The sequence below is a fragment of the Niallia sp. Sow4_A1 genome, from assembly GCF_052116745.1.
In the GTDB taxonomy this organism is placed as follows: Bacteria; Bacillota; Bacilli; order Bacillales; family Cytobacillaceae; genus Niallia; species Niallia hominis.
On the sequence record NZ_JBQKKM010000080.1, the window covers coordinates 1 to 13,181 of the forward strand.

Here is a 13,181-nt window from a genome sequence, read left to right on the forward strand (position 1 = left end):
CCTTTCCTAGACACCCAAATCAACACTTCGAACAAATCTATTTGAATACGAAGGTGATCATCTACCTTGAGAAGTTGAAAAGTCATTTACACAAAAATATTGACAGTACCATTTCAACTAATAAAAAACGCGAAAATTTATATAGTTAATATATATAAATTTTCGTGTTTTTTAGTTTAAAAATAGGTTTGAAAACGAAGTGAAATGGAGCAGAGGACGCTCGACTCCTGCGGGAAATAGAGACGCTTTAGACCCCTCAGAGCATGCGAGGGAGGCTCAGCTTCCTCCATGGCGCATCGTGGGTCTGTAGCGCAATGGAACGACTTAGTTTTTATACTTGACTATATTTAAAATCATAGATAATCATCATGAGATAGTAGCTTTATTTAAGAGCTAAATTAGAGAGTATTTGTCTTTAAAGGTTGGTTATTTAGTTTTGTCCCAGCCTCTTTTGTTATTTTCTGTACTCTTTTACTAATAAGAATTAATTGCAGGTTAAATGCAGGAACGGTAAAATGGAAGAAGATTGATATCAGCTTGGAGGAATAGGGAAATGAATATAAAAATTACAAAATGTCATGGAAGTGGAAATGATTTTTTAATTATAGATGAGATATCAGATGATTATCAGTTTTCTGAAGAAGAAAGAGCGACGTTAGCTAAAGCGCTCTGTAATAGAGAGTCTTCCTTGGGAGCTGACGGAATTCTTTATGTAATGTCAAGTCAAGTAGCCGATGCAAGAATGAGAGTATTTAATGCAGATGGTTCGGAAGCGTCTATGTGCGGAAATGGTATTCGTTGTGTTGCCCGTTATGTTTGTGAATTGCTTAAAGTAGAAGAGGCTGTAATTGAAACGATGAAAGCTAATCTGGAAGTGAAAAATGAAGAGGATATTTATCCAAACATTCCAACTTATTTGGTAGAAATATCTCCAGTTTCCTTTAAGACAGAAGATCTTCCATTACAATTAGAAGCAGATACACTACTGAATGAGAAGATTCCAGGACTGCATGAAGATTTGTTATTTACTGCGTTAGCAGTACCAAACCCACATTTAATTACGTTAGTGAATAAAGAGGTACTGGATTCTGAAGTACAGGAAACTTTAAGTAAATATGTGAATGGGTCAAATGAATACTTTCCAGACGGAGTTAATGTTAGCTTTGTATCGATTTTAGATAAAGGTAGTATCTATGTTCGTACTTATGAACGAGGAGTTGGTTTTACTAATGCATGCGGTACAGCGATGAGCGCATCTACCCTCGTTACGATATTAAATGGATTTAATGAAGAAAATACTTATGTTGATGTGTATAATAATGGCGGGAAAGTTCGCTGTATTGTTCACCATCAAAATGGACAATACCGCATAGATTTAATTGGAAATGCTAGTTATGTATATCGTGCAGAAGTAGCTTTAGAGTGGGATACGATTGAAAATTTTAATGTTAAGAATAAGATTTATTTTGAGGATGAAGCTATCCAATATAATAAACTACAAACAGAAGCACAAAATTATGTAGAGGCTCATTTAAAGTAAGTATAATAATAGTTCTTTCCAAATGGATAGGATGAAAAGGTAAGCTATATTTACTAAGATGAAACGATATATCATCAGAGTGAGTAGGTTGCAGGTAATTGTAATTGAAATGGCTATTTTAAAAGTATAAAGAGATTGGGACATAAGCATTTCAATCAACAATAAACACGAACGTTTTATGTAATTTAATTACACAAAGGTTCGTGTTTATTGGTTTAGAACAAGTTTAAAAAACGACTTAGTTTTTACACTTAACTACATTTGTATCATAGATAACCATCATGAGAAAGTAGCTTATATAAGAGCTAAATTAGAGATTGTTCGTCTTTAAAGATTAGTTATTTAGTTTTGACACAGCCTCATGGCTTATGTCCCAAGTCTTTTCGTCTAAAAAAGTATTAAACAGTTTATTGCTAAGTTAAATTCTGAAAGATAATGGGATGTGTTGGAATAATACTGTATATTATTTTTCTATTTGCAAATGGTAAGGATAAAAAGGATATCTACTATGAAGCCAATAAAGCCATTTGAACCAATCTTAACAGATGTAATTCCTCAAGGTGATCAGTGGGTTGCCCAAGTGAAGTGGGATGGAACAAGGATACTCACCTATTATGATGGAGATAAAACCCAATTGTTTAATAGAAAGAAAAACGAAAGAACCAAACAATATCCAGAGCTCTTACGCCCAAATACGTTTATACAGGCTGAAAATTGCATTTTGGACGGAGAAATAATCGCTTTACAGAATGGCAAGCCGTCTTTTTATGAAGTAATGAAGCGTGATCGAATACGAAATATGGATAGAGTAAGCCAATTGCAGCAGGAAATTCCCATTACCTATATGATTTTTGATATCCTTTATGTTAATGACCATTGGTTATTAGAGAAGCCTCTACGTGAAAGACAACAAATACTACGAGAAAGAATTACTGAGAATGAAGTGATTCGCCTAGTGGAAAGCTTTTCCGATACAGAAGGTTTATTTAACGTATGCATGGAGCATCAGCTCGAAGGAATTGTTTGTAAAGATCTCGATAGTCCATATTTACTTGAAGGAAAAGATTCAAGATGGAGAAAGAGAAAAAAAGAGCAGGATTTAATCGCAGTAGTAGGCGGGGTTACGTTGAAGAATAAGACTGTCCATTCCCTACATCTTGGGCAGTTTAATAAGGACGGCCAATTATTTTATATTGGAAGTGCTGGTTCTGGAAAATTAACGGCAAAAGACTGGGTTGCTGTTACAAATGCTATTGAACCAATTATTATCAAAGAGAATCCGTTTATTAACCAAGTTGAAGTTAAGGGAAGTGTTTGGCTGAGGCCAGCTCTTACTGTGAAAATCACCTTTTTAGAGTGGACAGAGGGTAGAACCTTAAGACATCCAGTAATTGAATCCTTTGTAACCGTCCCTATAGAAGAGTGCCTAATGGAATGAGCCTCTTACAGGAATCCCTGTTTATTTTTAATTTGTGTTAATATATCCAGCACTTGACGGAACGGCTGTCTTTTTTTGGCTTCAAAATAAGTAGAAAATGGATTTATTCCTTTTTCTAATCTCTCAAGGACAGTTTTCATCGGAAACTGACTTGGATGGAGGGTGTTTGTAAGTTCCTTCCATTCAATTGGACATGCAACATATCCACCTCTGTTACCACGGATAGAGTATGGAGCGATTATCGTTTTGCCCTCGCTGTGCTGGATATAGTCAATATATAATCGATTATTTCTGTTTTTTTTCAGTCTTTCAATGGTGAATTGTTCTGGATTCTTTTCTATCATAAAATGTGCGATAAATTCAGTAAAAATCCGCACTTCATCGTATGAAAAAGTTTTTTCGGGAAGTGGCAAATAAATTTGTATGCCTTTGTTTCCTGAGATTTTTAAAAAGGCTTGTAATTGCAATCTATTCAGAATTTCATGCAGAACTTTAGCTGCTTCAATGGCCATATGAAAATGATCATTTGAAGGAGGATCTAAATCAAATACAATTTCAGAAGGCATTCCATTGGAGTGGATGGTTTCGAATGGGATATGATATTCAAAAGCTAATTGATTTCCTAACCACATTAGGGTTTCTTGATTATTACATAAAATATATTCAATATCTTCTTTTACATATGTTTCTACAAAAGAAGGAGCATAATCTGGGCATTGTTTTTGATAGAATGATTCTCCAAATAGACCATGTGGAAAGCGAATGGTTGTCAGCAAACGGTTATGCAAAAAAGGAAGGAAATAGGGACTTACCTCTTTTAAATATAAAAGATAATTAAGTTTAGTAATATTAGTATCGGGAAAAAGTGGTTTGTCAGGGTGAGTAATAGTAGTGCGATCTGTTATAAGTTGTTCCAATTTGCAATCGCGCCAATTATGTTTATATAAAAATTTTGAGAAAGTAGGATTGATTATTTCATCATGTACAAATGAAGAGAAATGTAATTCTACACAAATTCCTGGATCCATATAATAAAAATCATCCTCTTCTTTTTTGTAATGTTCCTTTATAATGCCTAACAAGGCGATTTTCTCATCCTCCTTTAACCCTTTCTTAAATCTCCCAACGGTTATTATTTCCTTATTTAAACAAACGCTCACACCAAATGTATCTGATTTTTTATGATAATAATGTATAAAAAATGCTGCTTTAGGCATAAGTAATCCTCCTGATAATCATTCGATAATAGTAGTATATCCAATTGATATGGGTATGTATGAATGATGTGCACTACCAATAATTAAATAGTATGAAAAAGACATGGAAACACAATGTATTAATAGAATCAAAAAGTAAAATTTTTGGGAAAGTAATTTAAATGAGAATGGAGATTATACGATGCACACGATGTGGAAAGGAAATATAAGTTTTGGACTAGTGAGTATACCGATTAAGATGCATTCTGCAATTGAGGATAAAGATATAAAGTTAAGAACACTTCATAAAGCGTGTCATGCTCCTATTAAATATGAAAAGAAATGCTCTGCCTGTGAAAAAGAAGTAGCTCCAGAAGAAATTGTGAAGGCGTATGAGTATGCAAAAGGAAAATATGTAGTCCTCGATGATGATGACTTAGAAAATCTACGCAAAGAGAACGAGGATAAAGCGGTAGAGATTATTGATTTTGTGAAAATGGAAGAAATTGATCCGATTTATTTTGAAAAATGTTATTATATGTCTTCAGGTGAGGGCGGAAATAAGGCATATGCTTTATTAAGACAAGCTTTGCTTGAAACAGGAAAAGTAGGAATTGCTAAGATTATTATTCGCTCTAAGGAGCAATTAGCTATTATTCGAGTGTATGAAAATACACTTGTGATGGAGACGATACATTTTCCAGATGAAGTTCGCAATGTAGAAGATGTACCAAATGTACCTGAAGCCAGTCAAATAGAGAAAAAAGAATTAGAAACAGCCATTTTATTAATAGATCAATTAACAACAGAGTTTACACCAGAAAAATACACGGATGAGTACAGAACAGCTCTTCTTCAATTAATTGAAGCAAAAAAAGCTGGAGCAGAAGTAGTTACAGGTACAGAAAAGCAACCGAAATCGAATGTCATGGATCTGATGGCGGCTCTTCAAGCTTCTATTGATAATACAAAGCCTAAGAAAACAGAAGAAAAGAAGAAGAAGACAACGAGAAAGAAAGTCGCAAAAGAAGCTTAAAATTTAAATAGGTGCTATGCTTGTATGGACAAGCTAGCACCGAAAAATAGCGAGGGATAATTTTGGAAAGAAATATAACATTAAAGTATATAATCCTGATGATTGCTATAATCGTAACTTTTAGTACGGTATTTTATTTAATAGCAAACCTAGTTACCAGTTTGGATATCATTACTTTTGACGATATGATCATCGATTTTATCCAGTCATTCATTTCCGATGATTTAACAATATGGGTGGAACGGGTGACATTTTTTGGATCGGTATCATTTATCACAATTGCTTTACTATTCATTACAGCTCTTTTGCTATGGAGAAAAAAATATGCTTTAGCCACCTTTTTTGTTTTGACAAATGGTATTGGCGCACTATTAAATAAACTGCTTAAATGGTTTTTTAAAAGAGAGCGTCCAGATATTTTGCCTGTTATAATAGAGAAAGGCTATAGTTTCCCAAGTGGACATTCAATGGGCTCTCTTATATTCTTTGGTTCATGTGCATATCTATGTATACATATTGTGAAATCGACTGGACATAAAATAATTGCATATGTGGTTGCTTGCCTATTTATCATTCTAATTGGTATAAGCAGAATATATTTAGGAGTTCATTATCCGACAGATGTTGTCGGCGGATATTCAATAGGAATAGCCTATTCAGCCGTTTGTATTTTAGCTTTTCGGCTATATGAATTTAAATCTAGACTGTAGCCAAACGCCTGGATTGTAGAAATAAGGTTTGTCTATAGATATTTATTAGGTCCTTAGGATTGGAATGTTGCTTTCCGTTTTTGGGGTTTGCCTTCCTCAGTAGGGCTCGCGCTAATCCCAAATGAGTCTCACCTCTTACACTAAAAGCGACGCATAAAAATTCTATTTAACTTTTTTAAAATCATTTTTTTGACAAACTGAATTGAAACGGTAATTTTTTACTAAAGAAAGCTGTTAATAAAGAGGAGAGCGTATACAAGGTATAGTAATTTTGCAATAAAGTGAATTATGGGGGATAAAAATGAATCAGCATATCATACCTGCATCATCAAATATGAAGGAATTTGAAGCTTTTCTAAAAAGTGATTATGAAATTGGCGTGTTCTTAGAAGTACATATTTCTCAATTAAAGCACATTAGCCAACTGGCAAAAAAGGCTAATAAGAAAATGATTTACCATGTGGATCTAATTCAAGGATTAAAAAGTGATGATTTTGGTACAGAGTTTATCTGTCAAGAGTTTAAGCCATATGGAGTAATATCTACAAAATCATCCGTTATTTTAAAAGCAAAACAGAAAAATGTCATTGCTATACAAAGGGTCTTCTTACTCGATAGCCATGCGATAGCGAAAAGTGTTAAATTGGTGAAAAGAACATATCCAGATTATATTGAAGTTCTTCCAGGCGTGATGCCTTGGATGATTAAGGAATTAAAAGATAGTTTGAATGTACCGATACTCGCTGGTGGTTTGATTCGCACAAAAGAAGATGTTAAAAAAGCAATTGATGCTGGGGCTACAAGTATTACGACATCGAAGCGTGAATTATGGGAAGAGAGATAATGTACACTTAATTAATAATTACTATTTTTATAGTGGAAATATCAAAAAATAATTGACAGTCTACTGGTAAGCGTTTACAATAGATTTACAAGTTAATTTAATGTGTAGGAGAAAAGGAGATGCACGCAGGTAGCCATAATTTATTTATTGGCGATATTCTGTTGTGCTCTCCTTTTTTGCGCATTTTTTAACCAATTACACTCTGTGATTTGAATCGAAAAGACAGGTTGATAAGTATTAACGAAGATGTAAAAAATGTATTTAGCATCGAATTAAAACAGAGTGAAAAAAGGATAAGGGGGATTCGAATGTCTGCGTTTATGGGAGAAGTTATTGGAACGCTTATTCTGATTGTATTTGGTGGCGGGGTCGTAGCAGGTGGTAACTTAAAAAAGGCGTACTCAAATGGCGGTGGTTGGATTGTCGTTACGATTGCATGGGGATTAGCTGTAGCAATGGGCGTATTTGCTGTAGGAAGCATTAGTGGTGCACATCTAAATCCTGCAGTGACAATTGCTCTAGCAATAACTGGGGACTTTCCATGGAATCAAGTAGGGCCTTACATATTAGCGCAAATGATTGGTGCGTTTTTAGGAGCCTGTATTGTTTATTTACACTATCTCCCACATTGGGAAGCAACAAAGGATCCTGGTGCAAAATTAGCAGTGTTTTCAACTGGACCTGCGATTCCACATACTTTTTCCAATATATTAAGTGAGTTGATTGGAACGTTTATGTTAGTGCTAGGATTGTTATTCATTGGTGCAAATAGTTTTACAGAAGGTCTCAACCCAATAGCTGTAGGTTTGTTGATTGTTGTAATTGGTATGTCATTAGGAGGAACAACAGGATATGCCATTAATCCTGCCCGTGACCTTGGTCCAAGAATTGCTCATTTTGTACTGCCGATAGCAGGTAAAGGCTCATCGAATTTCGGATATGCATGGATACCTGTAGTTGGACCGATTCTCGGTGGTTCTTTAGCTGCAATTATGTATACTTATCTTTTTAAAGGTATTATCTTATCCAGTTTCTGGGTAGTGTTAGCCATAAATGCAGTTGTTTTAATGCTTGCATTTTTTATGACAAAAGGGGAAAGTAAGAGTATTAGAAAAAAAGTAGCGTGAATATTTACTAACTGGGGAGGAATGAACATGGAAAAATATATTTTATCATTAGATCAAGGTACAACAAGCTCTAGAGCGATTATTTTTAATAAAAAGGGAGAAATTGTGCATGTTGCGCAAAAAGAATTTACACAAATTTTTCCAAAGCCAGGCTGGGTGGAACATAATGCTAATGAAATCTGGGGTTCCATTCTGGCTGTAATTGCAACCGTTTTATCAGAATCAGATATTAAGCCAGAACAAATTGAAGGAATCGGGATAACAAATCAGCGTGAAACAGCGGTTGTGTGGGATAAGAAATCTGGGGTTCCTGTATACAACGCAATCGTCTGGCAATCAAGACAAACAAATGACATTTGTGAAGAATTAAAAGCACAGGGGTATAATCAATTATTCCGAGATAAAACAGGATTATTGATTGATGCGTATTTTGCAGGTACAAAAGTTAAATGGATTTTAGATCATGTAGATGGGGCAAGAGAAAAAGCAGAAAATGGTGATTTGTTATTTGGGACGATTGATACATGGCTTATTTGGAAGTTGTCTGGTGGAGAAGCACATGTAACAGATTATACAAATGCATCCCGTACATTAATGTTTAATATTTATGATTTAAAATGGGATCAGGAATTATTAGATATTTTAACAGTTCCTAAATCGATGCTTCCTGAAGTAAAGGCTTCTTCTGAAATATACGCATATACAGTTGAAGGACATTTCTTTGGTAACAGAATTCCGATTGCGGGAGTTGCTGGAGATCAGCAGGCTGCATTATTTGGGCAGGCGTGCTTTGAAGCTGGAATGGCAAAAAATACGTATGGAACAGGCTGTTTTATGCTCATGAATACAGGAGAAAAGGCAGTCAAATCAGATCATGGACTATTAACAACCATTGCATGGGGGATAGATGGAAAAGTGCATTATGCGCTAGAAGGGAGCATTTTTGTTGCTGGATCTGCCATTCAATGGTTACGAGATGGATTAAGAATGCTAAAAGATGCGAAGGATAGTGAAGCATATGCAAGCAGAGTGGATTCAACCGATGGAGTGTATTTAGTACCAGCATTTGTAGGACTTGGTACACCGTATTGGGATAGTGATGTAAGGGGTGCGATGTTCGGCGTAACGAGAGGAACAACAAAGGAACATTTTATTCGTGCAACATTAGAGTCACTTGCCTATCAAACAAGAGACGTACTTTCTGCAATGGAAGCAGATTCGAATATTCAAGTAAAAACATTACGTGCAGACGGGGGAGCAGTTCGAAACAATTTCCTCATGCAATTCCAAGGAGATATACTGAATGTTCCTGTAGAACGACCAGTTGTAAATGAAACAACTGCATTAGGTGCTGCTTATCTTGCTGGATTAGCTGTTGGATACTGGAAAGATCAAAGTGAAATTGCAGAACAATGGAGTTTGGATCGTTCCTTTGAACCAAAAATGGAAGAAGATAGAAGAGAAGAATTGTATCTTGGCTGGAAGAAAGCAGTCAAAGCAACGATGGCTTTTAAATAAGAAAACATTATAAAAATAATATAAATACTATGAATATAAAGAAAAATATGTTATAATATACACAAGTTAATAATTTTTGTCTGGAGAATTGGAGAGACCACAAGCCATTGTCATCATAATGATAATGTAGCTTTGTGGTCTCTTTTTGTTTCCTAAAAAACTACTTACGACTCAATTATCTCATTTGTTACAGCAGGAAAATATTTAACCAACATGGTTTTCACTTAAAGGGAGGTTATTACTTTGCAAAAGAAGCCAAGTAATAGAGAAAAAATAGAACAGCAATTAATGAATAAGAAATTTGATATGGTAGTTATTGGTGGAGGTATAACAGGTGCGGGGATCGCTTTAGATGCGGCAACTAGAGGAATGGAAGTAGCGCTAGTAGAAATGCAGGATTTTTCAGCTGGAACCTCAAGCAGATCAACGAAATTAGTGCATGGGGGACTAAGATATTTAAAGCAATTTGAAGTGAAAATGGTTGCAGAGGTAGGGAAAGAAAGAGAGGTTGTATATGAAAATGGACCACATGTGACCACGCCTGAGTGGATGCTTCTCCCCTTGCATCAAGGAGGGACTTTTGGGAAATTTTCAACGAATATTGGCTTAAGAGTATATGATTTTCTTGCCGGAGTAAAAAAATCAGAACGTCGAAAAATGTTATCAAAGGATGAAACATTATCTAAAGAGCCTTTAATAAAAAAAGATGGACTAAAAGGTGGCGGATACTATGTAGAATATCGGACAGATGACAGCCGTTTAACGGTTGAAGTACTTAAAAAAGCAGTAGATAATGGGGCGACTGCCATTAATTACACGAAAGTAGAAAACTTCTTATATGATAAAAATGGTATGGTGGAAGGTGTGGAAGTTAGAAATTTAATAGCTGGTACTGTGTATCCAATTTATGCGAATACCATTGTTAATGCAACAGGACCATGGGTCGATACGTTAAGAACAATTGATGGAAGCAAGAAAGGAAAAACGCTTCAGCTTACAAAAGGAGTTCATTTAGTTATTGATCAGTCTGTATTCCCGCTAAAACAAGCCATTTATTTTGACACTTCTGATGGTAGAATGGTTTTTGCTATTCCACGAGATGGTAAAACCTATGTAGGTACAACAGATACCTTTTATAGTGATGATCTTATACATCCATCCATGTCTATAGAAGATAGGGATTATATTTTAGGAGCCATAAAATTTATGTTCCCTTCTGTGTCTGTTTCTGCAGCAGATGTAGAATCTAGTTGGGCTGGAGTGAGACCATTAATTTTGGAAGACGGAAAAGACCCATCTGAAATTTCGCGAAAGGATGAAATTTGGGAATCGGAAAGTAAATTAATTACAATCGCTGGAGGTAAACTAACTGGTTATCGAAAAATGGCAGAGACAGTTGTTAATCTAGTAGCAAGTAGATTGCAAGAAAAAACAGGCAAAACATTTAAAAACTGTATGACAAAATCATTGCCAATTTCAGGCGGTGAAGTCGGAGGGTCAAAAGGTTTTTCGACATATATCAAAGAGGTAGTAGAGAAGGGAATTAATGCAGGACTCTCTAAAGAGGATGCAGAAAAAATCGCAAAGCTATATGGCAGCAATGCGCCAATTCTATATGAGCTGGCAAAAGAATCTATCGGAAAGCATGAAGAGCTTTCGCCAGTAGTGCTTTCAAGAATACGCTATGCAATGGAATATGAATTCGCTATGACACCTACAGATATTCTTTTAAGACGAACAGGAATGCTACTATTTGATATAGATAAAGTGCAAGAAATAAAGGAAGCCGTTATAGAGTATATGGCAAATTATTATAATTGGAGCTACGAAAGGAAAAACATATTAACAGCTGAATTAGAAGAAGAAATCCAAAAAGCCACAGTACCATTTGAAGGAAATTTAATTAAAAATTAACTCGTAAGTGGTTCTCTTTTTTTAAAGCCTAAAATCTTATTATAGGAATTTAATGGGAAATATGTAGTAAGAAGTAGGGCGAGTCAACACCAATAGAATCGTTGCTTGCCCTAAAGTAAACTGTATTTAGCCTGCTATACTTTTTGTTCATTTGCTTAGATTCTAAAACCATTAAATGAATGATTTTACAAAAATAGGGAAGGTTGAAGTTGACTTATATCCATTTCTAAGATATGATGTTTCTTGTATGTATTTGAGGTTTAAAAAGAATTTTGTAGAATTATGTGTAAGGTAACTAAGATATTTATAAGTAAACGGAACAGCTATATAAGAACATTCATGACAATTACACTCCAATTATCTTCAAAAACACATTTAAAATCCTTCCTATTGCGGATTAATCCTTCCATTATTTTTTTCAGAAATGTATTTTTGTGTTCTGCACAATTCACCCTAAATTCACACTGGCACGGCCTAGGAGCCGTAAGGATGAAAGAGAGGTAGGGCTTTCGTTGTTTTAGGCATTTACACCAATTAACTAGTATTCGTGTATTTCCCTTAAATATATGCATAGCTAATGTGTATTCATCATGATGGATACAGTAGTCAAAGGATCTTCTAAAACTGACTTTAAAATCAGTTTAGAAGATCCTTTTTTCATTTGCTTTAAAAAGCAGAAATGATCGGAAAATTTATTTCATTTAAAATAGAGCTATGATATGATACATAAGTACTTATCAATACATAGTGACTGACGACATAGATGGAAATAACCATATGGGAGCTGTGTATATGTATAGCCGGTCGTCTGGGCAGAAGAGCAGCAAAACGCACTTCTTTCTATAATTTACCAGGAGGTATATACATGTCGAAAAAACTGATTTTAGACGGAAATGTAGTAGCAAATGCAGTAAAGGATGACTTAAAAGGAAGAATAAGCGCTCTAAAAGAAAAAGGGGTAACTCCTTGCTTAGCAACAATATTAGTTGGAGATGATCCATCATCTGCTACATATGTTAGAATGAAAGGTAATGCATGTGCTAAACTTGGGATAGAATCTAGGAAAATCCACCTGAAAAAAGAAACAACAACAGAAGAATTGTTAGAAACGATTAACAGATTAAATAAAGATAAAGATGTCCATGGTATCTTGCTACAGCATCCTGTCCCAAGTCAAATAGATGAACGACAAGCATTTGAAGCAATTGATATCGAAAAAGATGTCGACGGTGTTACAAGTTTCGGTTATGGACAAACGGCCCTTGGTTTTGGGAAATATCCTTCTTGTACTCCAGCTGCTATTATGAAAATAATGGAACATTACGAAGTAGAAGTTAGTGGGAAACATGCGGTTGTCGTAGGTCGTAGTCCAATTTTAGGAAAGCCTGTATCTGCATTGCTCCTAAATGAAGATGCAACAGTAACAACATGCCATTCTCGTACGGTAAATGTAGAAAGCTATGTAAGACAAGCAGATATAGTTATTGCTGCAGTAGGAAAACCAAACTTTATTCAAGGAGACTGGATTAAACCAGGAGCAGTTATTTTAGACGCAGGCTATAATAAAGGCAATATTGGTGATGTGGATTATGAAGCTTGTATAGAGAAGGCTTCTGCGATTACACCTGTACCAGGAGGCGTTGGTCCTGTTACAATAAGCATGCTTTTAAAACACACGGTTGACTCAGCGGAAATAGCATCTCGTTAAAAAGAAGCTTTTCCTGTTGTATTTCCGAGAATAGTTTTGAAGTATGAGTAAAATGTTTGTGGGAGAATAAATATCCTTTTTGTCTAGTTGGGGGACTCGTCCCCCAACTAGACAAAAAGGCCACCAAGCGAGAGCGCGGTAGCTGGAAAA

The 13,181-nt window shown here is 35.2% G+C and carries 10 protein-coding genes and 1 riboswitch; of the genes, 9 read left to right on the top strand and 1 reads right to left on the bottom strand.

The window, feature by feature from the left end:
- Positions 1–553 precede the first annotated feature (553 nt).
- Together dapF and ACTQ5K_RS24315 are read left to right on the top strand one after the other, a co-directional pair.
- On the top strand, positions 554–1,540 hold the full coding sequence (gene dapF / locus ACTQ5K_RS24310; RefSeq protein WP_235252394.1) for a diaminopimelate epimerase: 987 nt from the start codon (positions 554–556) through the stop codon (positions 1,538–1,540).
- Positions 1,541–2,048: 508 nt separating this feature from the next.
- Positions 2,049–2,978, top strand: a complete 930-nt coding sequence (locus ACTQ5K_RS24315) for an ATP-dependent DNA ligase (protein WP_031535952.1) — start codon at positions 2,049–2,051, stop codon at positions 2,976–2,978.
- Positions 2,979–2,983: 5 nt separating this feature from the next.
- Here the strand turns inward: ACTQ5K_RS24315 and ligD are convergent, their stop codons facing one another.
- Positions 2,984–4,195, bottom strand: a complete 1,212-nt coding sequence (gene ligD, locus ACTQ5K_RS24320; RefSeq protein WP_235252395.1) for a DNA ligase D — start codon at positions 4,193–4,195, stop codon at positions 2,984–2,986.
- A gap of 181 nt (positions 4,196–4,376) precedes the next feature.
- Between ligD and ku the strand changes: the two genes are divergently transcribed.
- The 7 genes from ku to ACTQ5K_RS24355 all read left to right on the top strand — a co-directional run bounded on the left by ku (position 4,377) and on the right by ACTQ5K_RS24355 (position 13,031).
- Positions 4,377–5,210, top strand: coding sequence for a non-homologous end joining protein Ku (gene ku, locus ACTQ5K_RS24325; RefSeq protein ID WP_031535948.1), 834 nt, complete (start codon positions 4,377–4,379; stop codon positions 5,208–5,210).
- Positions 5,211–5,272: 62 nt separating this feature from the next.
- Entirely contained in the window at positions 5,273–5,920 is a 648-nt protein-coding gene (locus ACTQ5K_RS24330; RefSeq protein WP_031535946.1) for a phosphatase PAP2 family protein, read from the top strand.
- Positions 5,921–6,221: 301 nt separating this feature from the next.
- A complete protein-coding gene (locus ACTQ5K_RS24335) occupies positions 6,222–6,764 on the top strand; it encodes a glycerol-3-phosphate responsive antiterminator (RefSeq protein WP_031535944.1) in 543 nt (180 codons plus the stop codon).
- A 308-nt stretch (positions 6,765–7,072) separates the two neighbouring features.
- Positions 7,073–7,891: an MIP/aquaporin family protein gene (locus ACTQ5K_RS24340; protein WP_031535942.1), complete on the top strand. Its 819-nt coding sequence runs from the start codon at positions 7,073–7,075 to the stop codon at positions 7,889–7,891.
- 27 nt (positions 7,892–7,918) lie between these two features.
- Positions 7,919–9,409, top strand: coding sequence for a glycerol kinase GlpK (glpK, locus tag ACTQ5K_RS24345; protein ID WP_235252397.1), 1,491 nt, complete (start codon positions 7,919–7,921; stop codon positions 9,407–9,409).
- Positions 9,410–9,697: 288 nt separating this feature from the next.
- Positions 9,698–11,323: a glycerol-3-phosphate dehydrogenase/oxidase gene (locus ACTQ5K_RS24350; protein ID WP_235252398.1), complete on the top strand. Its 1,626-nt coding sequence runs from the start codon at positions 9,698–9,700 to the stop codon at positions 11,321–11,323.
- Between the two features lie 737 nt (positions 11,324–12,060).
- Positions 12,061–12,144, top strand: a riboswitch (ZMP/ZTP riboswitch).
- 44 nt (positions 12,145–12,188) lie between these two features.
- Positions 12,189–13,031 (top strand): bifunctional 5,10-methylenetetrahydrofolate dehydrogenase/5,10-methenyltetrahydrofolate cyclohydrolase, encoded by an 843-nt coding sequence (locus tag ACTQ5K_RS24355; RefSeq protein ID WP_235252796.1) that lies wholly within the window; start codon positions 12,189–12,191, stop codon positions 13,029–13,031.
- The last annotated feature ends 150 nt before the right edge of the window (positions 13,032–13,181 follow it).